This window comes from Ancylobacter koreensis (assembly GCF_023016525.1).
Lineage (GTDB): Bacteria > Pseudomonadota > Alphaproteobacteria > Rhizobiales > Xanthobacteraceae > Ancylobacter > Ancylobacter koreensis.
In genome coordinates, this window is the sequence record NZ_JALKCG010000001.1 from 1,302,012 (window position 1) to 1,327,229 (window position 25,218).

Here is a 25,218-nt window from a genome sequence, read left to right on the forward strand (position 1 = left end):
GCGCCGGGCGATCTGGCATCGCCAGCCTTCGTCGCCCGTGACAGCACGACGGCGGCGCCCTATCTCATCGGGGTGAAGCCCTCAGGAGATATGTCCATGGCCGACACGCCGGTCCCCGCCAATCTCGCCGTCAGCCCCGAGCAGGTGCGCGCTGCCCGCGCCGTGCTCAACTGGAGCCCGCAGGAACTCGCCGAGCGGGCGCGGGTGACGCCGGACTGGCTGCACGAATTCGAGCAGGGCCGCGAGCCGGGCGTCGATGCCGACCCCGGCGAGGCCGAGCGCCTGCGCCGCGCGCTGGAGGAGGCCGGCATCGACTTCCTCGACGCCGGGGAGGCGAGCAGCGGCGGCGGGCCGGGCCTGCGCCTGCGGCAGAAGGGCGGCTACATCGCCCCCGAGCAGCTCAGCTCCGCCAACGACGTGTGAGGGGGGCTCTTCCCTGTTTCCCGGACAAGCCGTGCGACGCACGGCGCCGATCCGGGACCCAGGTGGAGGGATCGGCAAAGCCGCCGAGCCCCTGTGCGAGGCGTCTCGATCCGACGCACCTCGGCGTCGAAGCGCCTTCGGCGGCGTTTTCCGCTGGGTCCCGGCGCCGCGCTCCGCCTCCGGCTCCGCTGGGCCGGGATACGGGCGGGGCCGCCGGGAGCCCGCCGTTCAGGGCGTGATCGCCACCTTCAGCACGCCGTCGCGCTGGTGCGAGAACAGGTCGTAGGCGGCCTCGATGTCGTCCAGCCTGAAGCGGTGGGTGACCAGCGGCTTGAGGTCGACGCGGCCGGAGGCGATGACGTCGATCAGCCGGCGCATGCGCTCCTTGCCGCCGGGGCACAGCGTGGTGACGATCTTGTTGTCGCCCAGCCCCGCCGAGAAGGCGCCGAGCGGGATGGTCAGGTCGCTCGAATAGACGCCGAGCGAGGACAGCGTGCCGCCCGGCCGCAGCACGCGCAGCGCCGATTCGAAGGTGTTCTGCGTGCCCAGCGCTTCGATGGAGACGTCGACGCCGCGCCCGTCGGTCAGCGCCATGATCTGCCCGACCACGTCGCCCTGCCTGAAGTCCACCACGTCGCTGCAGCCGAGCTGGCGGGCGATGGCGAGGCGCTCGGGCACCGTGTCGACGCCGATGATGCGGGTGGCGCCCTTGAGCTTCGCGCCGGCCACCGCGCACAGGCCGATGGGGCCGAGCGCGAACACCGCCACCGTGTCGCCGATCTGCACCGCGCCGCTCTCGGCGCCGGAGAAGCCGGTCGACATGATGTCCGGGCACATCAGAACTTCTTCGTCCGACAGTTCGTCCGGCACCGGGGCGAGATTGGCGAGGGCGTCGGGCACCCGCACATATTCGGCCTGCGTGCCGTCGATGGTGTTGCCGAACTTCCAGCCGCCCATCGGCCTGAAGCCGTGCTTCATGCCCGGTCCGTCCTGCGAGCCGCAGCCGCACAGGCAGGCATAGGAGGTGCCGCTCGGGGTGATGGCGCCGGCGATGACGCGCTGGCCTTCCGTGTAGCCCGTCACCTGCGCGCCGAGCTTCTCGATGATGCCGACCGGCTCGTGGCCGATGGTCAGCCCCTTTTCCACCGGGTACTCGCCCTTGAGGATATGGACGTCGGTACCGCAGATCGTCGTGGTGGTGATGCGGATCAGCGCGTCGAGCGGCCCGATCTCGGGAACCGGCTTCTCGTCGAGCACGATGCGGCCGGGCTCAACGAAGATGGCCGCTTTCATCTTGGGCATGGAAACTCTCCTGCAGTGGATGCGGCAGGAGAATGCGCGCCCGTGGCCCGGTCGCCATGACCGGGGTCAAAAGCCGGCCAATGGAGTCGAGGCGAAGGCGGGCTAGAACGCGATGCCGCGCTCGGCCATCAGCCGCACCACGGCGGCGCGCAGCTCCGCAATGCCCTCGCCCTCGCGGCTGGAGGTCGGGAAGACGAGAGGGAAGGCGGCCGGGCGGCGGGCGAGAGCGGCCTGCGTGGCGTCGATGCGCGCGGCGAGCTCGCCCTTCTTGAGCTGGTCGGCCTTGGTCAGCACCACGGCATAGGAGACCGCCGCCTTGTCGAGCCCGTCCAGCACCTCGGTGTCGATGGGCTTCAGCCCGTGGCGGGAATCGATGAGCACGAAGACGCGCGCCAGATTGGCCCGCCCGCGCAGATAGGCGTGGATGGTCGCCGTCCAGGCGTCCACCTTGTCCTTGGGTGCCTTGGCGAAGCCGTAGCCCGGCATGTCGACCAGCGTGAGGTCGGGGCCGAGGCCGAAGAAGATCAGCTCCTGCGTACGCCCCGGCGTCACCGAGGTGCGCGCCAGCGCCTTGCGGCCGGTCAGCGCGTTGACGAGGCTGGACTTGCCAACATTGGAGCGGCCGGCCAGCGCGATCTCGATGCCGCGCATCGGCGGCAGGGTGGGAATCGTCGGGGCCGCCGAGAGGAAGTTCCACTCGCCGGCGAACAGCCGCCGCCCGGCCTCGATCTCGTCGGGGGTGAAGGCGGACGCGGCGGCGGGCATCTGCGCCGCTGCCGCGTCCTCGTTCTCGTGTCCGTGCTCGCCCACCGCGTCAGCCGGCCTTCGGCTTCTTCTTGCGGACGAAGACGCTCCTCACATTGTCCCACAATTCGATCTTCACGCCGTTCTTGCGCATGATGATCGACTGCTGGATCACCGAGAGCGTGTTGTTCCACGCCCAGTAGATGACGAGGCCCGAGGCGAACGAGGCCAGCATGAAGGTGAAGACCAGCGGCATCCAGTCGAAGATCATCTTCTGCGTCGGGTCCGGCGGGGCCGGGTTGAGCTTCATCTGCGCCCACATGGTGCAGCCCATGATGATCGGCCACACGCCGAGCAGCAGGAAGTGGCCGATCACCGGCACCTGGCCGGGATCCCACGGAATGAGGCCGAAGAGGTTGAAGATGGTCGTCGGGTCGGGCGCCGAGAGATCGCGGATCCAGCCGAAGAACGGCGCATGCCGCATCTCGATGGTGACGAACAGCACCTTGTAAAGCGCGAAGAAGACGGGGATCTGGATCAGGATCGGAAGGCAGCCCGCGACCGGGTTGATCTTCTCCTTCTTGTAGATCTCCATCATCGCCTGCTGGAGCTTCACGCGGTCGTCGCCGTAGCGCTCGCGCAGCGACTGGATCTCCGGCTGCACCGCCTTCATCTTCGCCATGGAGGCGTAGCTCTTGTTGGCGAGCGGGAAGAAGATCGCCTTGAGCATCACCGTGACGACGAGGATGGCGACGCCGAAATTGCCGACGAAGCGGTAGATCCAGTCGATCACCAGGAACAGCGGCTTGGTGATGAAATAGAACCAGCCCCAGTCGATCAGCCGGTCGAAGCGGTCGATATTGTACTGCTGCTGGTAGCCGTCGACGAGCTGGACCACCTTGGCGCCGGCGAACAGGCGTCCGTCGGTGGAGGCCTTGGCGCCCGGCGCCACGCTCACCGCGTCACCGAGGAAGTCGGTCTGGTAGGTCAGGTCGTTGCCGTTCTGCGCGGCGGAGAAGCGCGCCTGCACCTTCTCGGCCGCGCCGGGGATGACGGTGGCGGCCCAGTACTTGTCGGTGATGCCGAGCCAGCCGCCGACCGAGGGGAAGGTCTCCGACTTGCGGTCGGCGATGTCCTTGTACTTGATCTCGTGCAGCCCGCCTTCCGAGGTCACGCCGATCAGGCCCTCGTGCAGGATGTAGTAGCCGAGCGTGTGCGGCGTGCCGTGGCGCGAGACCAGCGCATAGGGATGCAGCGCCACCGGGTCGGCGGTGGTGTTCTCCACCTCGTCCACCACGTGGAACATATAGTTCGGGTCGATGGTGACGGTGCGGCGGAAGACGAGGCCCGCGCCATTGTCCCAGCTCAGCACCAGCGGGGTGTCGGGCGTCAGCTTGGCGCCTTCCGGGGCGGTCCACAGCGTGTCGGTGCCCGGCACGGCGACGGTGGCGCCGGCGCCCGGCACCCAGCCGAACTCGGCATAGAACGGAGAGGGGCCGCCCGAGGGGGAGAGCAGCACGATGATCGGGCTGCTCTTGTCGACGGTCTCGTGATAGCCCTTCAGCGACAGGTCGTCGATGCGCCCGCCCTTGAGCGCGATGGAGCCGATGACGCTCGGCGTCTCGATGGCGACGCGCGGCGAGCGGGCGAGCGCCTCGGCGCGGCTGAGCGCCTTGGGCGCGGCCGTTGCCGGAGCGGGCGCCGTCGTGCCGGGGGCGGGGGCCTCGGTGCCGGCGGCGGGCGCGCCGGTCTGCGTCTGCTGCGCGGCCTGCTGCTGGTGCTGCGGGGCGCCGCCGAAACTGCCGGAGAAGTACTGCCAGGCGATGAGCACCGCCATCGACAGCACGATGGCGAGGATCATGTTGCGGTTTTCACTGGTCATGCAGCGTTTCTCCGTCGGCGCGTGCCGAATCCCGCGCGGCATGGTCGCGTGCGGGCTTGGGCGTACGCCGGCTCCCTGAATGGAGGCGGGCTATGCCCCGTTCGATGTCTTTGACAAGGTCGGTGAAGGGCGTGCCGAGCGCGGCGCGCCGGGCGACGATCACATAGTCGAAACCGTCCTTGCCCGCGCGCGGCAGGGCGTCGCGGACGGCTGCGCGCAGCCGGCGGCGGATGCGGTTTCGCACCACGGCGTTGCCGTGCTTCTTGGTGACGGTGAGGCCGATGCGGGGAGCGGTGTCGTCCGCGCGGTCGCGGCCCTGCATGAGCAGCGGGCCGGAATTGGCGCGCAGCCCGGAGGCTGCGGCCAGGAAGTCCTTGCGCTTGACGATCCGGTGCATGGCGGGGCGCCGATCCTCAGGCAGCAGGGCGGCGTGCCCCAGCCATGTGGGGCCGAAAGGCGGGATCAGGCCGACAGACGCTTGCGGCCATGAGCCCGGCGGGCATTGATGATCTTGCGGCCGTTGCGGGTCGCCATGCGCGCACGGAAGCCGTGCCGGCGGGCGCGCACGAGCTTGCTCGGTTGATAAGTGCGCTTCACGGGAATTTCTCCGCTCGTTTCGATAAGCTGCCCGGCCGGAATGCTCCCCGCTTCCGGCAGACCGCGAAACCAGTCGCGGCGACAAGCGCGCATGCAGGGGGCAACCCGACCGCGAGGGCAGCCGTGGTTGGAGCCGGCTTATAGGGGGCGCCCCGGACCAAGTCAACGTGTCCGCGGCAAGTTGTGCGCAGCTTGCCGTCCGCCGTGCCGCCGGCTGGACACAGGCCAACCACGGCTCGGGCGCGTGGCACGGGCGCGCGGAGCCGACGGGAACGGGCTCGCGCTTTTGCAAGGCTCCCGCAAGCCGATGGCGATCACACTCTGGCGATCACGGGCCGGCGCCATACATGAAGAGCTGGGGCACATCCGTCCGGGTCGCGCCTGCGTAGGAGTGACGTAGCGTCGTCTCCCTGCCGCATTCATTGGCTCGGATAGGACTTCCGCCGGTGGCGCGCGCTGCCCGCCGGCAGGGCAGGGGTTGGATGAAGCAGGACAACGAAACCGGAGTGCGCGCCGTCGCCCTGTCCGCCGTCACGGCGGACGGCGAGGTCGTGCGTCCCGAGGTCGTGCGCCCGGAGGCGGCGGTGCCGGCGCCGGAGCGCGCGCCCGCCCGCATGGCCGGCGGCCCGCCGGCCGGCCGCAAGCTGCGCCATCTCGGCCTGTCCGGCAAGCTGCTGGTGTTCACCCTCGCCTTCGTGCTGCTGGCGGAGGTGCTGATCCTCGTGCCGGCGGTCGCCGCCTTCCGGCTCAACTGGCTGTCCGACCGGCTGGCCGCCGCGCGCACCGCCGCGCTGGTGCTGGACGCCGCGCCGGACGGGATGATTCCCCCCCAGCTCACGCAGGAGCTTCTGCGCAGCGTCGGCGCCATCACGGTCGCCCTCAAGCGCGACGACACGCGCCGCCTGCTCGCCTCCTCCGACATGCCGCCGGAGGTCGACCACCACGCCGACGTGCGCGATGTCGGCCCGTGGCAGGCGGTGACGGAGGCGGCCGACACGCTGCTCGCGCGCGATGGGCGCATCATCCGCGCCGTCGGCACGCCCCCGCGCGGCGACGGCTTCGTCGAGATCGTGTTCAACGAGACGCCGCTGCGCAAGGCGATGCTGCGCTTCACCGGCAACCTGCTGCTGGTCTCGGCGGTGATCGCCGCGCTGACCGGCGCGCTGGTCTATCTCGGCCTCGCCTGGATGTTCGTGCGCCCGATGCGCCGCCTCACCCAACGCATGATCGCCTTCCGCGACAACCCCGCCCTGCCGGTGCCCGACATGGAGCGCGGCACGCGCCTCGACGAGATCGGCCAGGCGGAGCGCGAACTCACCGACATGCAGCGGCAGATCGCCGAGACGCTGCAGCAGAAGAGCCATCTCGCCGCGCTCGGCCTCGCCGTGTCGAAGATCAACCACGATCTGCGCAACCTGCTGGCCTCGGTGCAGCTCATCTCCGACCGCCTCGCCGATATCCAGGACCCGGCGGTGCAGCGCTTCGCGCCCAAGCTGGAGGCGGCGCTCGACCGCGCCATCGCCTATTGCCAGCATACGCTCGCCTATGGCCGCGCGCAGGAGCCCCCGCCCGAGCGGCGCATGGTGGCGCTCGCCCCGATGGTCGCCGAGGTGCGCGACACTCTGGGCCTCGGCGCGAGCGAGGACGGCGCGGGCATCGGTTTCGTCGAATCGATCGACCGGGGGCTGGAGGTCGACGCCGACCCCGACCAACTCTTCCGCGTGCTTCTGAACCTGTGCCGCAACGCGGTGGAGGCTCTTTCCGCCCGCGCGCCCAACGATCTCTCCCGCGACCAGATACGCATCACGGGGCGGCGCGAGGGCGCCATCGTCGTCATCGAGGTCGCCGATACCGGCCCCGGCGTGCCCGAGCGCGCCCGCGCCCATCTGTTCGAGGCCTTCCAGGGCTCGGCGCGGCGCGGCGGCACCGGGCTCGGCCTCGCCATTGCCGCCGAGCTGATGCAGGCGCATGGCGGCGACATCCAGCTCGTGCCCGGCACTATCGGCGCCACCTTCCAGCTGCGCGTGCCCGACCGGCCGGTCGACCTCGACGCCCATCGCGACGCCCAGCGGGCGCTGCGCTCGCATGGCTGAGCGCGCGCGCCGGCGCCGGCGCATGCTCCTCTCCCTCGCGCTCGGCGCCCCCCTTCTCTTCGCCGCCCTGCCGGCCACCGCCGCCGAGGTGAGCGTCTCCGGCCGCGACATCCTTGTCGACGGCCGGCCCTTCGCGGTGCGCGGCGTGGCCGGCGACGGCCCGCTGGCGCCGCTGCCGGGCCTCGGCGCCACCACGGTGCGCTCCTATGGCGAGGATCCCGGCCCGCTGCTCGACGCGGCGGACAAGCTCGGCCTCAAGGTCATCGCCGGCCTGTGGGTCGGCCAGCCCCGGCAGGGCGCGGACTATGCCGACCCCGCCTTCCGCGCCCGTCAGCTCGCCGAACTCGAAGCCCTCGTCACCCGCTACAGGGACCATCCCGCGCTGCTGATGTGGGGCATCGGCAACGAGGTGGAGGTCGACCTCGCCGACGATTCGGCCGTCTGGCCGGAGATCGAGACGGTGGCCGCGATGGTGCGCCGGGTCGATCCCGTCCATCCCACGCTCGCCGTGCTGGCCGAAACCGGCACCGACAAGGTGGCAAAGCTCATGGCGCAGGCGCCGAGCATCCAGGCGCTCGGCCTCAATTCCTACGGCGACGCGCTTTATTCCGCCCCGTCCCGCGCCCGCGAGCAGGGGTGGCGGGGGCCGATTGTCATCACGGAGCTCGGCGCTCTCGGCCAGTGGCAGGCGGCGCGCGCGCCCTGGGGCGCGCCCTTCGAGCCGTCCTCGACGCAGAAGGCGATCCAGCTGCGCCGCTATCTCAAGGCGCTGGAAGACGCGCAGGCCGGCGCCATCGTCTTCCTCTGGGGCCAGAAGCAGGAGGTGACGCCGAGCTGGCACAGCCTGCTGCTGGCCGACGGCAGCAGGCTGGAGGCGGCCGAAGCCATGGCGGAAGCGTGGGGCGGCGCGCTGCCCAGCGGCAACCACGCCCCGCGAATCGTCTCCCTGCGCGTCGCCGGCGAGCCGAGCGCGCCCTTCGCGAGTTGGGCGGCGGACGAGGAGGGCGCTTTCACCCTCGACGCGGTGGAGCCTGATGGCGAGCTCATGGAGGTGCGCTGGTTCGTGATGGCCGAGAGCGCGGCGCGCTCGGTGGGCGGTGATCCGGAGGCGGTGCCGGCGTCATTTCCCGATGCCGTGCGCCAGTCCGGGCCGACGGGCGCGCGCGTGTCCGGCCTGCCGCCGGGGCGCTACCGCATCTTCGTCGAGCTGCGCGACGGGCGCGGCGCCGCAGCCACCGCCAACATGCCCTTCGAGGTGCGCTAGGCCCGTCGTGCCGGCAAGACAATGGGCGATAGCCTGTGGAAAGCTCGCGCCGTCACCGCGACGTCTTGCAATATGCGCGGAAACGGGGTAGCTCACGGGCCCTCACGGCAGCCAAGCCTGCCGCGAACAAGGCCTTTCCCGCTACGGAAAGGCCGGGCGCCCGTAGCTCAGCTGGATAGAGCACCAGACTACGAATCTGGGGGTCAGGAGTTCGAATCTCTTCGGGCGCGCCATATTCAGTTTATCGCCCCACGTCCGTGCCGGGCTTGGTCACAGATTGGTCAAGCGGCGACCAATGCCGGGTTGCGAGCGCGAAACGCGTTGGTCCTCATGCCTGCTGTCCGGTAACGGAAGGCGCGCGCGAAAGGGGCTGGCGATGAATGGCCGAGTATCGCCGATATTTCGGTGAACGAGACAGCCAATTCCTCAGCCCGCGCTTCATCCGGGTACTGCAGGACGCAGACGGGCGGAGCCATGGATCGCTCAGCCGTTCGATGGACTTCATCGAACGGCTCTGGCGGTCACTGAAATGCGAGTGCATCCATCTCAATGCCTTCGAGACCCGTTCCGAGGTGGGATGGCAGGTCGCTCAAACTACTTTCGCATGAGGCTCCACTCGGCGTTCGGCGGCAGAACGGTCCCCCATATCGGAAAACACCGCGGACATAGCGCTTTACGCGAACTGTTCGTCGAGCCAGTCGAAGACACGGCGGTTGAGGAGCGAGCGGTTCTGCATTTCGCAATGCCCGTCCGCGCCCTCGGCCGCAGTGAAGCTCAAAAGCGTCGTGGGACAGGTGAGCGCGTCGAGGAAGGTGCCGGCATCCTCGGCCAGCGCGTCGCCTTCGGTCTGGGTGATCAGGGTGGGGCATTGGACCAGCTCGGCCCGGCCCTTCAGGGCGAAGGGCTCGGCGGAGGCGAAGAAGGCGCGCAGATTGTCGACGCCGTGCACCCAGAAGCCGCGCTGGACAATCTTCCAATGGAGCGTGCGGTCCTTGCGGATGATGGCATCCAGACGATCGATCACTGCCTGGTCCAGGGTGCCGAGATCGGCTGCCGCCTCGGGGGCGATGCCAAACTTGCTCACCACCACCTTACGGAAGCCGTCGGCGATGCTCCAGGTGCCGGGATCGGCGATGAGGGCGGCGAGGCGCGGCTCGCCGGAGGCGCCGCGGGGCGCGAGATGCCCGCCGAGGCTCCAGCCATAGAGGGCGATACGCTCGGGATCCACCAGCGGCAAGGCCACCGCAAAGTCCACCACTGCATTGACCACCACTTCCCAGTCGGGCCGCAGCGGAATGCCCTCCTCATAGAGCATCGCGCCCTGGCCGGGGCCGTCGAACAGCAAGGCATGATAGCCCCGCCTTGAGGCCGCCACGGCGGACGCGAAATAGGTGTCGGTGATGGTGGCGTCATAGCCGTTGTTGAGGATGACGAGCGGCCGCCGCTCGGTCTCGAAGCCATGTGCGGGAATGAAATAGCCGGGCATGGGCGTCTCGCCGAACGGGATGCTCAGGGGCTTGACCGGATGGGGACCCAGCGCCAGAGCCGCGTTGAGCGCTGCAACCTGCTTGCGGTATGCGGCGAGGAGGCGCGGGTCCACAGGAGCGCCGAAAATGGGATGGAAGGAGGCGGCATAAAAGGTGCTTGCTCGCAGATAGGATTCGCGAGCACTCACCTCGTGGCCCTTGGCAAGGGCCTCGTCTCCCTCGCCCTTCAGCCGGTCGCCCGCAGCCACAAACGCTTCATGGAAGGCGCCGTCATCGCCGTCACCTACGGCGTCCGCCACGGCCCTGACCTCGCCGAAATCGGCGCCGCCATAGGGGATGTAAGCCAGCGGCCAGGTGCCGAAGTCATCGTGGAATTCATTCTTAAACAACATGGTCGGTAACCTTTCTGGAGGGCGATTGCATCGGCGCCAAGTCCACGCACAGGTTACCGCGATCACGCCAATGCACAGACGATGAGTCAGCCTCCACTGCGGCTCGCCTTGATTGTGGCCGGCGCGGCGGGGCTGCCCGAAGCGAAGACGCAACACGGCGAAGGCGGCAAGACAGACCGCCAGTACGGCGGCGGTGACGCCGTCAAGCCGAGCAGCACGGTTGCGCCCGAGGCGAGGATTGGGCCGAGGGCGGTGCCAATGTCCCCGGCCGCCCGGTTGGTGCCGGTGACTGCGCCCGTCTGCTCGGGAGGTATGCCCTCCAGCGCCACGGTGGCCGCCGCCGTCACCAGCGCGCTAGTGACGATCATGACAAAGGCCGTGCCGACCCAGAGCGCCCATTGCACCGGGGCGAGCCACATCAGGACCACGCCCATGAGCGTCGGCGCACTCGCCGCCAGGACCGTGCGGCTCGCGCTCCAGCTGTCGATGAGACGGGCATTCACCGGCAGGAACAGGAGATTGACCGCGGTACCCACGCCGATGATGAGGCCGTAATGCTGCGGCGACAAGGAGAGCATGGTGGTGGCCACCGCCGGGACCACCACCCAGGACACGGTGATGCGGGCGAGGAAGCCGGTGAAGGTCATCGCCGTGCCGATGCGGGCGAAGGCGAAGGCAGAGAGGAGCGCGCCGTGCGCCACCGCCGGCAGGCCCGCCGTGAGGGCGGGGATGGCGGGGACCAGCGTGCCGATGCCAAGCGTGGCGGCGAAGGCCGCGATGACGATGGCGAAGACCGCCGTGCGGTTTTCGGAGGGAATCATGGGGCGTCTCCACCTCATGAGGAGACCCGAGGCTGGCAGGCGGCAATGGGCGCACCGTCTCCGGTCACCGGTTGTCTGTTCGCTCGGCTGTTCGGCTATTTCCTGCCGTACCGATAGATGACGGTCGCCTTGGCGACTGTATGATAGTGGAGCGCGAACCCGACCAGCGCTCCGGAGGAGGTGCCGTCGACCGGCAGCCGGTCGGTGTCGACGGCGTGGAGCGTGAAGATGTAGCGGTGCGGCGGGTCACCCGCCGGCGGGGTCGGGCCGAAATAGCCGGCGACGCCGGCATCGCCGAGGCCGAACACGGCGCCCGCCGGCAGGCCGGCCCCGCCGACGGCCCCGGCTCCCTCGGGCAGGCCCTCGATGGAAGGCGGCAGATTGGCGACCAGCCAGTGCCAGAAGCCGCTGCCGGTCGGCGCGTCGGGGTCATAGACCGTCAGCGCCAGGCTCTTCGCCGCCGCGGGCACGCCGCTCCAGGTCAGCGGTGGCGAGATATCGCCGCCGGTGCAGCCGAAGCGGTTGCCGACAAAGCGTTCCGGAATGAGGCCGGCGGCGTCGATAGCCGGCGACATGATGGTGAACGGAACAAAGGAGTTCATTGGGAGTGCTCCATATATTGGCGTGACAGGCGTGGAGCGCGTCGGGCGCAGAGGCCGACTCCAGCTCTCACACCGCTGCGGCGGCGGTCTCTTCCTTGAGTAGGTCGCCGTATTTCGCCTCGAAGTCCCAGACCTGCTGGAAGCCGATCATCTCGGTGAAGTCGTGGAAGCCGTAGAGCGGCGCCGACACCGGGCGATCCGCGACATGGTCGTCATAGGTGCGGGCGAGCGCGGCGGCGGCGGCGAACAGGCCGGCGGTCGGATAGATGGCGATGGCGATGCCGAGCTCGGCGAGTTGCGACTGCGGCAGGATGGGGGTCTTGCCGCCGTGGAGCTGGTTGGACACGAGCGGCGCGTCCACCGCCGCGCCGATGATCCGCATCTGCTCCACATCCACCGGCGCCTCGATGAAGATCGCGTCGGCGCCCGCCTGCACATAGGCCTCGGCGCGGCGGAGGGCGCTGTCCAGCCCCTCCGAGGCGATGGCGTCGGTGCGGGCCATGATCAGGAAATCCGCTGAGGAGCGGGCGTCGCAGGCGACACGGATCTTGTTCGCCATCTCCGAGACGGGGACGAGGTGGCGGCCCGGCGTATGGCCGCATTTCTTCGGGATCTGCTGATCCTCGATCTGGATCATGCTCACCCCGGCCTTCTCATAGCCGCGGACGGTGTGGGCGACGTTGAGCAGGCCGCCATAGCCGGTATCGCCGTCGGCGATCAGGGGCTTGCCGGTGGCCGCGGCGATCGCTGTGGCTCGGTCCAGCATGTCGGTATAGGTGGCGAGGCCCGCATCGGGATAGCCGAGATACGACGCTACCGTGCCGAAGCCGGTCATGTAGAGCGCCTCGGCCCTGGTGCGGTCGGCGATCTTGGTCGAGACCAGGTCGAACACGCCGGGCGCCGCCACGAACTCGCGGTTCTGCAGCATGGTCCTCAGGACTGGGTTTGCCATTGTCGTTCCCCGTGAAGCGATGAAGTGGCAGGGCGCACCGTCTCCGGTGCGCCCGCGCAGTCGTGGCTCAGCTCTCGATGAAGGCGAGGATGTCGGCGTTGAGGATGTCGGCGTTCAGGGTCAGCAGGCCGTGGCCGAGGCCGGGATAGGTCCTCAGCGTGCCGTTCTTGAGCAGCGGGGCGGAGAGCCGGGCGCTGTCGTCGATCGGGACGATCTGGTCGTCCTCGCCATGCAGCACGAGCGTCGGCACGGTGATCGCCTTCAGGTCCTCGGTCTGGTCGGTCTCCGAGAACGCCTTGATGCCGTCATAGTGCGCCTTGGCGGAGCCCATCATGCCCTGCCGCCACCAGTTATCGATAACGCCCTGATGGACCGTCGCGCCGGGCCGGTTGAAGCCGTAGAAGGGGCCGGCGGGCACGTCGACGAAGAACTGCGCGCGGTTGTCGGCGAGCGCCTTGCGGAAGCCGTCGAACACTTCGATCGGCAGGCCGCCGGGATTGTTCGCCGTCTTCACCATCAGCGGGGGCACAGCGCTGACCAGCACCGCCTTGGCGACCCGGCCCTGCGGCTCGCCATGCCTGGCGACGTAGCGGGCGACCTCGCCGCCGCCGGTCGAATGGCCGATATGGACGGCGTTGCGCAGGTCGAGATGCTGGACCACCGCCGAGGCGTCGGCCGCGTAGTGGTCCATGTCGTGGCCATCCCAGACCTGGCTGGAGCGGCCATGACCGCGCCGGTCATGGGCGATGACACGGTAGCCCTTGGAAAGGAAGAACAGCATCTGCCCATCCCAGTCGTCCGACGACAGCGGCCAGCCGTGATGGAACATGATCGGCTGGGCATCCTTGGGCCCCCAATCCTTGAAGAAGATTTCGACGCCGTCGGTGGTGGTGACCGTGCTCATGATCTCGTCTCCTGTTATGGCCGGGCCCCGTGGTCCGCGGCGGTTCAATTCGATGGAGAGAAATTAGCCGTCCGAAGTGCGCTTTCGGATTGGCATGATCGACAGATATCAGGCCATAACTGACAAATGACGACACCAGGCCCTTTGGCGGAGATCGCCATACTGCTCTATCCCGGCGCGCAGCTCGGCGCGGCCCATGGGCTCACCGACCTGTTCTCGGTCGCCAATTTGCTTGCGAGGCGTCGTCTCGGCGCCGCGGCGCCGCGCCTGCGGATCAGCCATTGGCGCGGCAGTGAAAGCGGCACGGACGCCGAGCGCGTCTTCGACAGCGATCCGGGCGTTCCGGGCGAGCCGGATTTCATCATCATGCCGCCGGCCGTCATCGCGCCGATCACGGCGGAGGAGGCGGCGCCGTTGGCGGTGTGGCTGCGCGAGCGCCACAAGGGCGGCGCGACGCTCGCCTCGGTCTGCGCCGGCGCCTTTCTGCTGGGCGAGACCGGCCTGCTGGAGGGCCGTGCCGCCACCACCCATTGGTTTTACGCCAACGACTTCGCGGAGCGCTTTCCGAACGCTCGCGTCGACATCGACAAGCTGGTCATCGACGACGGCGACCTCATCACCGCGGGCGGGCTCATGGCCTGGACTGACCTCGGGCTCAGGCTGGTGGACCGTCTTCTGGGGCCGACCGCCATGCTGGAGACCGCGCGCTTCCTCCTCGTCGACCCGCCGGGCCGTGAGCAACGGTACTACAGCGTGTTCTCGCCCAGGCTGCGCCATGGCGACGAGGCAGTGCTGAAGGTGCAGCACTGGCTGCAGGCGACCGGTGCCCGCGAGGCGACGCTCGACGCCATGGCGGATAAGGCGGGGCTGGAGCCGCGCACCTTCCTGCGCCGCTTCCACAAGGCGACGGGGCTGAAGCCGACCGAGTACTGCCAGCACCTGCGCGTCGGCAAGGCGCGCGAGATGCTGGAGACCACCACGCGGCCGGTTGATCAGGTGGCGTGGGATGTCGGTTACGAGGATCCGGGCGCGTTCCGGAAAGTGTTCGTTAAGGTGACAGGCCTCGGCCCTCGCGAGTACCGCCAGCGTTTCGGTGTCGCGGCCATCCGCGGGGGCATCGGTGCCTGATGCCCCTGACCCAGGCCGAGCGGGTTCTCCAGGAGCTGGGGATCACCGAGCCGAACGAGATCGACCTTGACGCCATCGCGTTTCACGTCGGCACGCGTATCCGCTATCGCCCGCTTGAGGGCTGCGAGGCGCGCATCATCGGCGCCGGCGATCAGGCCATCATAACCGTGAAGGCCGACAGCCCTCCGGCGCAAGCGGTTCTCGATCGCCCACGAGCTGGAGCACTGGCACCATCATCGCGGCCAGCGCCTAGTCTGCCGGGCGGAGGAGACGCGGCCGGGTGGCGCCCTGTCGCCGGAGCGGGTCGCCGACGGACGCGGTCAACGCGGTAGCGGAGGCCTTCAACATGAGCCGGACCGCGCGGCGATCCGCCTTGTCGAGAGCGACACGCCCCCGCCCTTCTCGTTTGCCATGGGCCGAAGGGCCGAATGGTTCACCTGCGCCCCGAGCGTGCCGCTGGCCCATACGGCTAGTGGACGCCTCTCCTTCAAAATTTGTAACGAAAATACAATCACTTAGGAGTTCCCGGTTTCATCCTGACTGGCGCGCCCTTGTCCTGAAATTCCAGCGCCTTGACGAAAGTTGTGCGCGTCGGCCGCCGCGCTTCGGGGTGCCTTGCGGCTCATGGATCGACGCCGAACGGCTCAAGGGGGGCGGGGCCCGCCTGCCCGGGCTCGGCATAGACCCATGCCTTCCTTGCCGCGAGGTCGTCGGTCCGGCCGTCGGAGAGCGCGTTGATATAGGGCTCCGGCTTCAGGAACTTGGTGCCCTGCACCTTGCGAAGCGGACTGCCCTCCTCCAGCAGCCTCTTGCGGATGGTCAGCGCCCGCGTGACGTCCTCGAAGATGTAGAGCGCGATCGCCGCCGCATTCTGCTGGTGGGGATGGCCGCTGGTGAGCGCGACGCGCAGCGTGTTGCAGAACACGAAGACCGGGACCTGATCTTCCTGCAGGATCGAATCGTACAGGGCGACCGTGATCTCCGGCCGCACCAGCTCGCTCTGCAGCGTGTGGATCTTCAGCGGCCGGTTCGGATCGGTCTCGGGCATGTCCTTCAGTTCGAGCCAGCTCGCATAGAGATTGCGCAGGGTGGCGAGATAGCCGGTGATGCGGTGCACGGCGTCGTCGCGCGTGCTGGCGGAATGGCTGTAGAGCACCCCGAGATAAGCGAGCGCGCCGGCGGTGACGGTGGCCATGGCGCCGAGGATGGCGCCGGTGAAGCCGAGCCAGTTCGACAGGTTGTCGCTGTTGATGCCAACGAGCAGCCGGTCCCAGAAGGTGGCGGCGAGCACGAAACCGAGAACGATGCCCAGCACCATGCCGGCGGCACCGATCACCACCATCCGCAAACTGTCTTTCATCCGCCATCCTCTCGCCGGGCGGACCTTAGCAGCCGGGCGCGGCCGTCTCCAGCCGGGGCGGTCGCGCTTCGGCGGTGTTCGCCGCGCCTTCCAGAAGCGGCGCGGTGCCCCGCGTGCTTGACGGGCAAACGCCCCATCCTGTCTAGTCCCGTCCGTCGTGCCCGGCCCGGTTCGGCGCGCGGGGGGATCGCCGCGCGCGACCCTGCGGGCACGACACGACAGGAGCCTCGCCGTGCACGACCCATTGCCGACCTTCCTTTCGCGCCCCTCCTTCGATCAGGTCGAGCACCTCGTCGAATCGGCATGGCTGGAGCACGCGCCTTTCGCCTTCCATCTCGTCGCCGCCGTGCGGCCGAAGGTGATCGTCGAGCTGGGTACCCATCACGGCTTCTCGTTCCTTGCCTTCTGTCAGGCGATCCGGCGCTATTCGCCCGGCAGCCTCGCCCATGCGGTCGATACCTGGCAGGGCGACGAGCATGCCGGCCATTATGGCGAGGAGGTTTTCGAGGCCTTCCAGCGCCGTCGCGAGGGCTATGCCGACATATCGAACCTCGTGCGGAGCACCTTCTCGCAGGCGGTCGGTTCCTTCGCCGACGGCTCCATCGATCTTCTGCACATCGATGGCCGGCACTATTACGAGGATGTCGGCCGCGACTTCGCCGAATGGCTCCCCAAGCTGTCCCGCCGGGGCGTGGTGCTGTTCCACGATACCGAGGTGCGCCAGCGTGATTTCGGCGTGTGGAAGCTGTTCGAGGAAATCAGCGCGCGCTATCCGCACTTCAACTTCCACCACGGCCACGGGCTCGGAATCCTCGCCGTGGGCGAGGAGGTACCGGAGGCTCTGCGTGTCTTCTTCGAGGCCGACGCGGAAACCGCCGATCTCATCCGCACGGCCTATGCCCGGCTCGGCGCCGGGGTGAGCGACGCCTTCAGGGCCTCGCGGCGCAGCGTCGCCCCGATCGTCCGGCCGGTGGTGGACGAGGATGTCTCGGCGCCGAGCGATGAGATGGGCCTGCTGAAGCGACGCCTCGCCGCCGTGGAGGAGTTCGCCCGCCGGCTCGATGCCGGACAGGCCCGGCTGATAGAGCGGCAGGAGGTCGAAGACCCGATCGTGGGCGTCGTGGTCGCGCTCGAACAGCGGGTGGCGAAGGCCGAGCGGCGCATCGCGCGCCTCACCTGGCACGCCGGCGTCCTCATGCCGTTGACCGCGCCGGTGGTCGCTGCCGTGCAGTTCGTCCGGCGGAAATACGCGAAGTTCAGGCGCAGGCGGCGGCAGCGGGCCGGCTGACGCCGCGTGCGAGGGGCGGTGATGAATCTGAAGCAGGCGGTCGACAGGACACTTCTCGTCATTCCGTCGGTCGATGGCGCGCATCTGCTGGAGAGGATGCTGCCGACCCTGCGGCTGCCCGGCAGCAGCGTGCTGGTCATCGATCAGGGCAGCACGGACGGCACGGTGGAACTGTGCCACCGCCACGGCGTCGGCGTGCTGCGCACCGGTGAGCGCCTGACCTATACGCAGGCCTGCAATCTCGGCGCGCGGCTGGCGAGGGCGCGCGGCTGCGCGTTCCTGTTCGTCGGCAACAACGATATCGCCTTCCTTACCGACGTGGTGCGTGAGTGCCTCGCCGAGCTGATCGCCGATCCCAAGCTCGGCATCGTGGCGCCGGCGCAGATCGTCGTCGACGAGGCGGCGGGCGTGAACGTGCACACCTACCGCGTGTTCTGGAACCTGCATCACCGGGTGTTCCAGCACGATACGAGGCCGCCCGCGCCCGGTACGCGGCGGCTGGAGGCGGACTTCTGCGAGCTCACTCTGGCGGGGCTGCGCCTCTCGACCGTGGACGAGCTGGGCTTTCTCGACGACGATTTCGGCTTCTACCACGAAGACGCCGATTTCGGCTTCCGGCTGCGCGAGGCGGGCTATGGCTGCGCCTATCTCCCCCAGTCGACCATCCGGCACTGGACGAGCTCGACGATGGGCGCCGGCTCGCCCCGGCAGACCTATTACTCCACCCGCAACAAGCGGCTGTTCGTCGAGAAGCATGTCACCCGGCAGGTGCTGCACCGCGACCACGGGTCGGCCGAGGTGCATTCATGGGCGCGGATCAACCGCCATCTGCACCGCACCCTCGGCGAGATGGGCATGATCAATCCGGCCTGCCCGGAGCTGATCTTCTCGCATCCCGGCACGCGCCCGCTGGATCATCTCTTCACCGTCTGGGAGACCACCCGGTTGCCCGACCGCTGGCTGCAATATGGCCGGCTCTACCGAACCGTCATGACGACCTCGCGCTGGGGCACGCAGGTACTGCGGCAGGAGGGCTTCGCCAACGCCGCCTATGTGCCGCTGGGGGTGGAGAGCGACGTCTTCTCGCCCTGGGGCGAGGCGGCGCGCCGCTACGCGCGCAGGACTTTCCTCTGGTTCGCCCATAACCAGCACCGCAAGGGCCTCGACGTCATGCTGGCGGCGTGGGCGGATTTCCGCCGGCTGCGCCCGCTGGCGCATCTGGTGGTCATGGGCACGGGCGTGCGCGCCGGGGTGAGGCATGCCCCGAGCTTCAGCTACCGCTCGCGCCATTTCGAGATCAGCGAGTTCGTCGAGGACGGGCTGTCGATCTATGAGACGATCGTGCCGCTGAGCGACGAGGAACTGGCCGCCCTCTATCGCGGGGTCGACTTCACCGTCTGCACCTCGCGCAGCGAGGGGTTCGGATTCGTGGTGGCGGAATCGCTCGCCTGCGGCCGGCCGGCGATCTTCGGCGACTATGGCGGCACGGCGGATTTCCGCTATCCCGGCGCGCTCACCTTCGGGGGGCGTCCGGTGCCGGCGAACTATGCCGACAAGGGTTTCGGCGATGTCGGCAACTGGTGGGAGCCGGATGTGGAGGGTCTCGTCGCCCGCCTCGTCGAGGCCTACGACATGGACGCGCCGCGCTATGCCGCGCTGTCCGCCGCCGGCGTGCGGGCGATGCGGGCGGATTTCTCCTGGCGCAACACCGGCTTCGCCCTGAGGGCCGCGCTGGAGCGGGCCGCGCGCGCCGGGGAAGGGCCGTTGCCGGTGCCGGAACCCGCGCCCATCTCTCCCACGCCCATCTCTCCCGCGCCGGCCCTCGCCACGTCGTCGCCGGCGGCTCCGGTCCCGGCCTGCCGCTTCGTCGGCTATGTGGAAGGCGACCTCGGGCTCGGCCAGGCGCTGCGCAACGACATTCTGGCGGCGCGCTCCGCCGGCGTGCCGACCTCCATCTATCCGTTCAACACCGGCATCGAGACGCGGCGGATCGGCTCGTTTCTTCCCGAGCTGTACGACACCTCGGCTCCCAGTCCCGTCGACGTCATCTGCGTTGCCACCGAACATGTGCCGCGCGTGCTGGAGGCCGGGGTCATCGGAGCGGGCTACACCATCCTGCGCGCCTATTGGGAGCTGCCGAAGGCGCCCGAAGCCTGGCGCGCCTGCCTTGCGCGCGTCGACGAGATCTGGGCGCCGAGCACCTTCGTCGCCGAGGCCTTTCGCGGCGTGTTCGACCGGCCGATCCATATCGTGCCGACGGCGGTCGAGCCGGGCGAGGGGCCGAGGCCCGGCCGCGCCGGTTTCGGCATGGAGGAAGACCGCTTCTATTTCCTCTACAGCTTTGACTACTACTCCTCGCCGCACCGCAAGAACCCGCTCGCCCTGCTGTGGGCTTTCCGGCAGGCCTTTCCGATCGGCACGGAAAAGGTCGGGCTGGTGCTGAAGTCGATCGGCCCGGCGGCCGCCTATCCCGACGTGCAGCAGGAGATCGAGGCGGCACTGGCGGCCGATCCGCGCATCCTGCGCCTCGACGGCTCGCTGGGGCGCGAGGACATGCTCGGGCTGATCGGCGCGGCCGATGCCTACGTGTCGCTGCACCGCTCGGAGGGTTTCGGCATCGGCATGGCGGAGGCGATGATGATGGGCAAGATCGTCATCGGTACCGATTTCGCCGGCAGCCGGGATTTCCTCAGCGAGCGCACGGGTTTCCCCGTGCCCTATGCGCTGCGGCGGGTACGGCCCGAGGAATATGCGTTCGCGCACGGGCAGGTCTGGGCCGAGCCTTCGACCGCCGAGGCCGCCCGCATCATGCGCGCGGTCGTCGAGCGGCCGGAGGAGGCGCATCGGCGCGCGCGGGAGGGTGCGCGCGCCATCGTGGCGCGCTTCGGCCGCGAGGCGGTGGGCCGCGCCATCCGCCAGCGCCTCGCGGAGATCGGGCCCGGCCTTGCCGCGCGCGGCGCGCCCTTCCGGGCGATGCCCGCCGCCGCCACGCAGCCCTGAGCGGGCACCCTCAGCCCTTGACGACCGGCTGGCGGCTGGCGCGCAGCGAGGACATCAGCGGATCGCCCACATCGAGATGCCCCTTCACCAGATGCTTCGGCGTCAGGGCCAGCCAGTTGTTCAGCGAGACGTCCCTGTACTCGCCCGTATGGAACACGTTGAGCACGCGCACGGGCTCGTCGCCGATGTTCTCGATGTAGTGGGCCAGCGTCTTGGGGACATAGCCCACATCGCCGGCCACGAAGTCGAAGGTGCGCGCGTTGCTCACCGCGTCGAACACCGTCATGCGCGCCTTGCCGCTGATGTAGTACTGGATCTCGTCGGCGTCGGGATGCCAGTGGATCTCGCGCATGCCGCCGGGTTCGAGGTCGATGAACAGCGCGGCGAGGTTCGTCACCTCGAAGGTCTTCGAATCGACCACCGTGGTGGCGCCGCCGGGATAGGGCGTCGGGGCGATTTTCGAGGCGCGGAACACGTATTTGTCGGTGAACTCCACCGCGCCGAGCGCGGCGCGCACCTCATCCAGCGGCGGGGGAACGGGCTGGCGGAAGATGTACTTCTCCGCCGCCGGGATGCCGTCGAACGCCTCGACCGGCACGCCGAAATTCTTCGCCAGAACCTCGCGCGGGGTGTGGGCGAACAGCTCGGTGACGAGCAGGGTCTGGTTTTCCGAGAAGTTGCCGTCGTTGAAGACGAGCACGAACTCGGTGCCTTCCTCCAGCCCCTGGATCGCGTGCGGGAAGCCGGCGGGGGCGAGCCAGAGATCGCCGGGTTCGAGGTCCTCGATCAGCGTGCGGCGCTGGTCGTCGATGATGTAGAAGCGCACGCGGCCCTTGAGCACATAGGCCCACTCGGCCTCCTTGTGCCAGTGCATCTCGCGCACGACGCCGGGCGGCAGGCGCATGTTGACGATGGCGAGCTCCTTGAGCGAGCCCATCTCGCGCTGGGTCACCTCGCGCGCCCAGCCGCCGTCCTCCAGCCGGTTATGCGCCATGGCGAAGGGGAATTTGAGGTTCGGAATGCCGCCATTGTCGGTGGCGGGCGGCAGGAAGATGTCGGGGTTCTGCGCCTCGACGGCCGGGTTGCGCGGGCCGACGATGTCGGCGCCCTGCGTGCCGCGTATCGGCTGCTGGAGATCGGTCATGGGACGAATCCTGTCTGTGTGACGAAGAAATGCGCGGGGCTCAGGCGAAGTGACCGCCGGCCGAGGGGTCGACGGCGCCGGGCTTCCTGGAGTCCTTCAGGGCGACAAGGCCGAGGATCAGCGCGATCGCCGCCGGCAGCAGGATGGCGCCGCTCTGCAACACGTAGTCGCCGACCAGGAAGCCGATGCCGCCGCCCGCCGCGAAGCCGAGCAGGGTGAGGAAGAAGATGCCGGCCCACATCAGGTTGGGTTCGCCATTGATGCCTTCCCGCCGGAACAGGCCCTGGACCAGGAAGTTGAAGGCCATCTGCACCACGAAGGTGACGGCGACCGCGCCGTAGAGCATGCCGTGGTTCTTGTGGAACGCATTGCCCTGCATGCCGGCGACGAAGCTGATCGCGTAGGCGATGTAGTGCGCGTTCACCGCCGCGCCCGGGTCGGCGACCGCCATATGGGCGAGGTACCAGAGCACGATGAGCATCGCCGCCTGCAGGAACAGGATGACGGGGGTGTAGATCTGGCCCTTGCGCAGGCGCCGGATCATCAGGATGCCGCAGAAGGCGGAGCCGAGGCCGAAGGCCATGACGGAGAGGAAGGGGAAGGTGAACTTGTCCCACTCGCCCTGAGCGAGCCAGTAGCCGCTCTGCACGACGTTGCCGGACTGGACGGTGGCGAAGGTCTGCGCGTTCGGCAGCGTCCAGGCATTCATCGAGCCCGCCATGAAGGCGAGAAGGAAGCCCACGAACGGGCGCTCCACAAGGGGATACCGGATCTTTTCGGGATGGTCGTGTATGACTGCGGTCGTCAAGAGAGCCCCCTTTGCCAGATGTCACGCGTCCCGGCGCCTGCCGGTCCGACCGCGTGCGCAGTCGAGGGCTGGCGGACGCAACGAAACGACGACCGGATGATGTATCCGCGTCGCTATTTCGACATTACTTCGTTCGTCCTCGCGTGAAATGCGGGTTCGAAATTACGCGAATATTTATCGCAGCGGCCGGAAGCGCCGGCAACATCCCAAAGGGGACACTTTTCGCGAAGGACCGCCGAGCCGGTTACGTTTTTTTCCGGTATGCCGGGCGGCCCGGCCGCTGTTTCGCGTGAGAGGATCGCCAGCTCAGCCCGGCCAGAAGCTCGCCACCAGCGGCACGATCATCGAGGTCAGCAGCGCGGCGATGCCGATGGACATGCCGGCATAGGCGCCGGCGGTCGCGTTGATCTGCAGCATGCGCGCCGTGCCGAGGCCGTGCGCGACGGTGCCGACGCCGAGGCCGCGCGCCCGCCAGTCCTTCACCCGCGCCAGCCGCATCACCGGCCCGTGCAGCAGCACGCCGGAAAGGCCGGTGATGAGGGTGAAGGCCGCCGCCAGCGCCGGCACGCCGCCGACCTCCTCGGTGATGCCCATGGCGATGGGCGTCGTCGCCGAATGCACGGCAAGCGACAGCGCCACCTCGCGCGAGGCGCCGAGCATGTAGCCGATGCCGAGCGCCCCCAGCGAGGTGACGAGCGTGCCGATGGCGATGGCCGGCAGGATTGCCCGCGCGGAGCGGCGGATCGAACCGAGATTGTCGTAGAGCGGCAGGGCGAGCGCCACCGTCGCCGGGCCGACGAAGACGCCGACATATTGCGCGCCGCGCATGTAGTGCTCGTAGGGAATGCCGCCCAAGCTGAGCACCGCCACGATCGCCGTCACCGACACCAGCACCGGGTTGAGCAGCGCGATGCCGCCGCAGCGGCGCTGCAGCCAGCTTGCGCCGACATAGACGCCGAGCGTCAGGGCGAGGCCGAAGAGCGGCGAGGCGCCGATCGCCGGCAGGTCGACCAATGTCTCCGTCACGGCTCGTCCCGGCTCAGCAGGCGCATGGCGAGCGCGGTGGCGGCCATGCCGAGCACGGTGGAGCCGAGGAGGGCGGCGGCGATGGGCCCGGCCTGCGCCATCAGGCGCGGCAGTTCGTTGATCAGGCCGACGCTCGCCGGCACGTAGAACAGAGCGAGGTTGCGCAGCAGGCCCTGCCCGGTCTGCTGCATTTCGGGCGCCGGGCCGCGCCGGAAGACGAGCAGCGCCAGCAGCAGCACCATGCCGATGACCGGGCCGGGAAGCGGCACGCCGGTGACGAACCGCGCGGCCTCGCCGATGACGAGGCAGGCGATGATGACGGTCAGCGATTGCAGCATTCGATCCCTCATGCCCATGCGTTCCCCGTGCGGCAGGGAGGCGATGAAGGGTCTACAGGCCCGGACGGCCAAGTGAAGCGAATTGATGTGATCGCAGCCATTCGCCGCGCGTCTGGACGGAGGTCATTCGCCGCGCGGGAAACGCTGCGAATCCTCCAGCACGTTCAGGTCCATATGGTTGCGCATGTAGCGCTCGGAGGCCTTCTGAAGCGGCTGGAAGTCCCAGGGGTAATAGGCGCCGTTGCGCAGCGCCTCGTAGACGACGTGGCGACGGGCCTGGCTGGCGCGCACCTCGGCGTCGAAGCGCGCGAGGTCCCAGCGGGCGCGCATCGTCGCCGTCATCGCGGCCAGCACATCCGCGCAGGCGGGGTCCTGCGCCCGGTTCACCAGCTCGTGCGGGTCGTCGTCGAGATTCGTCAGCACGGGCGGGTCGAGTTCGCACAGGACGAGCTTCCACGGCCCCTCGCGCAGCGCCACCAGCGGCGCATAGGAGCCCTCCGCCGCATATTCCATCGGCACCGGCCCGCGCGGCGTGCCGCCGGTGGCGGTCGGCACGAGGCTCTCGCCGTCCGTCCACGGCATGACGCCGGAGAGGTCGAGCGCGGCGAGTTCGGCCAGCGTCGGCAGCACGTCGAGCGTCGAGACCGGCCGGTCGATGCGCCCCGCCGGCAGGCCGGGGGCGGCGATCATCAGCGGCACCCGCGCCGAGCCTTCCAGGAAGTTCATCTTGAACCAGAGGCCGCGCTCGCCGAGCATGTCGCCATGGTCGGAGACGAACACCACGAGCGTGTTTTCCGCCATCCGGCAGCGCTCCAGAATGTCGACCAGCTCGCCGATCTTCTCGTCGATATAGGAGATGTTGGCGAAATAGGCCCGGCGCGAGCGGCGCACATCCTCAGGCGTGACATGGCTCTTGGCGTGGTCGCTGGCGAGCATCAGGCGCTGGCTGTGCGGGTCCTGCCGCTCGAAGGGGATCGGCGGAACCTCAGGGTCGAGCGCCGGGCAGTCCTCGTAGAGGTCCCAGAACCGTTTGCGGGCGACATAGGGGTCGTGCGGGTGGGTGAAGCTCACCGTCAGGCACCAGGGTCGTCCGTTTCCCTGCCCATCCTGCCCGCGCGCGAGGTCGTAGAGCTTGCGGCCGGCGTGATAGGCCACCTCGTCGTCATATTCGAGCTGGTTGGTGATCTCGGCGACGCCCGCGCCCGTCACTGAGCCGAGGTTGTGATACCACCAGTCGATGCGCTCGCCGGGCCGCGAGTAGTCCGGCGTCCAGCCGAAATCGGCGGGGTAGATGTCGGTGGTCAGCCGCTCCTCGAAGCCGTGGAGCTGGTCCGGCCCGACGAAATGCATCTTGCCCGACAGCGCCGTGTGGTAGCCGGCGCGCCGCAGGTGGTGGGCATAGGTCGGGATGTCGGAGGTGAACTCCGCCGCGTTGTCATAGACCCGCGTGCGGCTCGGCAATTGCCCGGACATGAAGGAGGCTCGCGCCGGCGCGCAGAGCGGGCTCGCCGTGTAGCAATTGGCGAAGCGCGCCGAGCGCGCCGCCAGCGCCTTGAGATGCGGCGCGTGCAGGAACCCGGCCGGCCCGTCGGGGAACAGCGTCCCGTTGAGCTGGTCGACCATCAGGACGAGGATGTTCGGGCGGGGGGCGCTCTGGTTCATG

The 25,218-nt window shown here is 68.9% G+C and carries 22 protein-coding genes and 1 tRNA gene; 7 read left to right on the forward strand and 16 right to left on the reverse strand.

What is annotated here, in order from left to right:
• Positions 1-96 precede the first annotated feature (96 nt).
• Entirely contained in the window at positions 97-423 is a 327-nt protein-coding gene (locus MWN33_RS06010) for a helix-turn-helix domain-containing protein (RefSeq protein WP_247199517.1), read from the forward strand.
• A 228-nt stretch (positions 424-651) separates the two neighbouring features.
• On the opposite strand, the gene MWN33_RS06015 is transcribed toward MWN33_RS06010, so the two are convergent.
• From MWN33_RS06015 to rpmH, 5 genes are all read right to left on the reverse strand, one after another.
• Positions 652-1,725: an NAD(P)-dependent alcohol dehydrogenase gene (locus tag MWN33_RS06015; protein WP_247199518.1), complete on the reverse strand. Its 1,074-nt coding sequence runs from the start codon at positions 1,723-1,725 to the stop codon at positions 652-654.
• Positions 1,726-1,827: 102 nt separating this feature from the next.
• Positions 1,828-2,490, reverse strand: coding sequence for a ribosome biogenesis GTP-binding protein YihA/YsxC (yihA, locus tag MWN33_RS06020; RefSeq protein ID WP_247199801.1), 663 nt, complete (start codon positions 2,488-2,490; stop codon positions 1,828-1,830).
• A 49-nt stretch (positions 2,491-2,539) separates the two neighbouring features.
• On the reverse strand, positions 2,540-4,351 hold the full coding sequence (gene yidC / locus MWN33_RS06025) for a membrane protein insertase YidC (protein ID WP_247199519.1): 1,812 nt from the start codon (positions 4,349-4,351) through the stop codon (positions 2,540-2,542).
• Positions 4,341-4,748 carry a ribonuclease P protein component gene (gene rnpA / locus MWN33_RS06030; RefSeq protein WP_247199520.1) on the reverse strand — a complete coding sequence of 136 codons (408 nt, stop codon included), beginning with the start codon at positions 4,746-4,748 and terminating at the stop codon, positions 4,341-4,343. The genes yidC and rnpA overlap by 11 nt, the downstream gene beginning before the upstream one ends.
• Positions 4,749-4,813: 65 nt before the next feature.
• Positions 4,814-4,948, reverse strand: coding sequence for a 50S ribosomal protein L34 (gene rpmH, locus MWN33_RS06035; RefSeq protein WP_013165198.1), 135 nt, complete (start codon positions 4,946-4,948; stop codon positions 4,814-4,816).
• A 614-nt stretch (positions 4,949-5,562) separates the two neighbouring features.
• Between rpmH and MWN33_RS06040 the strand changes: the two genes are divergently transcribed.
• The 3 genes from MWN33_RS06040 (at position 5,563) to MWN33_RS06050 (ending at position 8,538) form a co-directional block, all read left to right on the forward strand.
• Positions 5,563-7,041, forward strand: a complete 1,479-nt coding sequence (locus tag MWN33_RS06040; RefSeq protein ID WP_425531971.1) for an ATP-binding protein — start codon at positions 5,563-5,565, stop codon at positions 7,039-7,041.
• A gap of 22 nt (positions 7,042-7,063) precedes the next feature.
• Positions 7,064-8,305 (forward strand): glycoside hydrolase family 2 TIM barrel-domain containing protein, encoded by a 1,242-nt coding sequence (locus MWN33_RS06045; protein ID WP_247199522.1) that lies wholly within the window; start codon positions 7,064-7,066, stop codon positions 8,303-8,305.
• 156 nt (positions 8,306-8,461) lie between these two features.
• Positions 8,462-8,538, forward strand: a tRNA-Arg gene (locus tag MWN33_RS06050).
• Positions 8,539-8,978: 440 nt separating this feature from the next.
• Here the strand turns inward: MWN33_RS06050 and MWN33_RS06055 are convergent.
• The 5 genes from MWN33_RS06055 to MWN33_RS06075 all read right to left on the reverse strand — a co-directional run bounded on the left by MWN33_RS06055 (position 8,979) and on the right by MWN33_RS06075 (position 13,463).
• Positions 8,979-10,250, reverse strand: a complete 1,272-nt coding sequence (locus tag MWN33_RS06055; protein WP_247199523.1) for an alpha/beta hydrolase family protein — start codon at positions 10,248-10,250, stop codon at positions 8,979-8,981.
• Between the two features lie 20 nt (positions 10,251-10,270).
• Positions 10,271-11,005 carry an MFS transporter gene (locus tag MWN33_RS06060; protein ID WP_247199524.1) on the reverse strand — a complete coding sequence of 245 codons (735 nt, stop codon included), beginning with the start codon at positions 11,003-11,005 and terminating at the stop codon, positions 10,271-10,273.
• A 95-nt stretch (positions 11,006-11,100) separates the two neighbouring features.
• Entirely contained in the window at positions 11,101-11,607 is a 507-nt protein-coding gene (locus MWN33_RS06065) for a YbhB/YbcL family Raf kinase inhibitor-like protein (protein WP_247199525.1), read from the reverse strand.
• A gap of 67 nt (positions 11,608-11,674) precedes the next feature.
• Entirely contained in the window at positions 11,675-12,559 is an 885-nt protein-coding gene (locus MWN33_RS06070) for an isocitrate lyase/PEP mutase family protein (protein WP_247199526.1), read from the reverse strand.
• A gap of 67 nt (positions 12,560-12,626) precedes the next feature.
• Positions 12,627-13,463 (reverse strand): alpha/beta fold hydrolase, encoded by an 837-nt coding sequence (locus MWN33_RS06075; RefSeq protein WP_247199527.1) that lies wholly within the window; start codon positions 13,461-13,463, stop codon positions 12,627-12,629.
• A 126-nt stretch (positions 13,464-13,589) separates the two neighbouring features.
• On the opposite strand from MWN33_RS06075, the gene MWN33_RS06080 reads away from it, so the two are divergent.
• Positions 13,590-14,591 carry a GlxA family transcriptional regulator gene (locus MWN33_RS06080; RefSeq protein ID WP_247199528.1) on the forward strand — a complete coding sequence of 334 codons (1,002 nt, stop codon included), beginning with the start codon at positions 13,590-13,592 and terminating at the stop codon, positions 14,589-14,591.
• Between the two features lie 622 nt (positions 14,592-15,213).
• Here the strand turns inward: MWN33_RS06080 and MWN33_RS06085 are convergent.
• Positions 15,214-15,951: a hypothetical protein gene (locus MWN33_RS06085; RefSeq protein ID WP_247199529.1), complete on the reverse strand. Its 738-nt coding sequence runs from the start codon at positions 15,949-15,951 to the stop codon at positions 15,214-15,216.
• A 232-nt stretch (positions 15,952-16,183) separates the two neighbouring features.
• Here MWN33_RS06085 and MWN33_RS06090 point away from each other — a divergent pair, with 232 nt between their 5' ends.
• Entirely contained in the window at positions 16,184-17,239 is a 1,056-nt protein-coding gene (locus MWN33_RS06090; protein ID WP_247199530.1) for a class I SAM-dependent methyltransferase, read from the forward strand.
• Positions 17,240-17,260: 21 nt separating this feature from the next.
• Positions 17,261-20,239, forward strand: coding sequence for a glycosyltransferase (locus MWN33_RS06095; RefSeq protein ID WP_247199531.1), 2,979 nt, complete (start codon positions 17,261-17,263; stop codon positions 20,237-20,239).
• 10 nt (positions 20,240-20,249) lie between these two features.
• Here the strand turns inward: MWN33_RS06095 and MWN33_RS06100 are convergent, their stop codons facing one another.
• The 5 genes from MWN33_RS06100 to betC form a co-directional block, all read right to left on the reverse strand.
• Positions 20,250-21,383 carry a cupin domain-containing protein gene (locus MWN33_RS06100; RefSeq protein WP_247199532.1) on the reverse strand — a complete coding sequence of 378 codons (1,134 nt, stop codon included), beginning with the start codon at positions 21,381-21,383 and terminating at the stop codon, positions 20,250-20,252.
• A 40-nt stretch (positions 21,384-21,423) separates the two neighbouring features.
• Positions 21,424-22,191, reverse strand: coding sequence for a YoaK family protein (locus MWN33_RS06105; RefSeq protein ID WP_247199533.1), 768 nt, complete (start codon positions 22,189-22,191; stop codon positions 21,424-21,426).
• Positions 22,192-22,497: 306 nt separating this feature from the next.
• Positions 22,498-23,217, reverse strand: a complete 720-nt coding sequence (locus tag MWN33_RS06110; RefSeq protein WP_247199534.1) for an LrgB family protein — start codon at positions 23,215-23,217, stop codon at positions 22,498-22,500.
• Positions 23,214-23,555 (reverse strand): CidA/LrgA family protein, encoded by a 342-nt coding sequence (locus MWN33_RS06115; protein WP_247199535.1) that lies wholly within the window; start codon positions 23,553-23,555, stop codon positions 23,214-23,216. Before MWN33_RS06115 ends, MWN33_RS06110 begins: the two co-directional genes overlap by 4 nt.
• A 123-nt stretch (positions 23,556-23,678) precedes the next feature.
• Complete coding sequence (gene betC / locus MWN33_RS06120) at positions 23,679-25,217, reverse strand: choline-sulfatase (protein ID WP_247199536.1); 1,539 nt, start codon at positions 25,215-25,217, stop codon at positions 23,679-23,681.
• Position 25,218: the final 1 nt, after the last annotated feature.

Bases quoted from the DNA above. Each gene is read 5' to 3' on its own strand.
- MWN33_RS06065 (WP_247199525.1), bottom strand. From the start codon at position 11,607: ATGAACTCCTTTGTTCCGTTCACCATCATGTCGCCGGCTATCGACGCC.
- MWN33_RS06060 (WP_247199524.1), bottom strand. From the start codon at position 11,005: ATGATTCCCTCCGAAAACCGCACGGCGGTCTTCGCCATCGTCATCGCG.
- MWN33_RS06075 (WP_247199527.1), bottom strand. From the start codon at position 13,463: ATGAGCACGGTCACCACCACCGACGGCGTCGAAATCTTCTTCAAGGAT.
- betC (WP_247199536.1), bottom strand. From the start codon at position 25,217: ATGAACCAGAGCGCCCCCCGCCCGAACATCCTCGTCCTGATGGTCGAC.
- MWN33_RS06115 (WP_247199535.1), bottom strand. From the start codon at position 23,555: ATGCTGCAATCGCTGACCGTCATCATCGCCTGCCTCGTCATCGGCGAG.
- MWN33_RS06095 (WP_247199531.1), top strand. From the start codon at position 17,261: ATGAATCTGAAGCAGGCGGTCGACAGGACACTTCTCGTCATTCCGTCG.
- MWN33_RS06080 (WP_247199528.1), top strand. From the start codon at position 13,590: ATGACGACACCAGGCCCTTTGGCGGAGATCGCCATACTGCTCTATCCC.
- MWN33_RS06085 (WP_247199529.1), bottom strand. From the start codon at position 15,951: ATGAAAGACAGTTTGCGGATGGTGGTGATCGGTGCCGCCGGCATGGTG.
- MWN33_RS06015 (WP_247199518.1), bottom strand. From the start codon at position 1,725: ATGCCCAAGATGAAAGCGGCCATCTTCGTTGAGCCCGGCCGCATCGTG.
- MWN33_RS06040 (WP_425531971.1), top strand. From the start codon at position 5,563: ATGGCCGGCGGCCCGCCGGCCGGCCGCAAGCTGCGCCATCTCGGCCTG.
- MWN33_RS06070 (WP_247199526.1), bottom strand. From the start codon at position 12,559: ATGGCAAACCCAGTCCTGAGGACCATGCTGCAGAACCGCGAGTTCGTG.
- MWN33_RS06010 (WP_247199517.1), top strand. From the start codon at position 97: ATGGCCGACACGCCGGTCCCCGCCAATCTCGCCGTCAGCCCCGAGCAG.
- MWN33_RS06100 (WP_247199532.1), bottom strand. From the start codon at position 21,383: ATGACCGATCTCCAGCAGCCGATACGCGGCACGCAGGGCGCCGACATC.
- yihA (WP_247199801.1), bottom strand. From the start codon at position 2,490: ATGCCCGCCGCCGCGTCCGCCTTCACCCCCGACGAGATCGAGGCCGGG.
- MWN33_RS06045 (WP_247199522.1), top strand. From the start codon at position 7,064: ATGCTCCTCTCCCTCGCGCTCGGCGCCCCCCTTCTCTTCGCCGCCCTG.
- rnpA (WP_247199520.1), bottom strand. From the start codon at position 4,748: ATGCACCGGATCGTCAAGCGCAAGGACTTCCTGGCCGCAGCCTCCGGG.
- yidC (WP_247199519.1), bottom strand. From the start codon at position 4,351: ATGACCAGTGAAAACCGCAACATGATCCTCGCCATCGTGCTGTCGATG.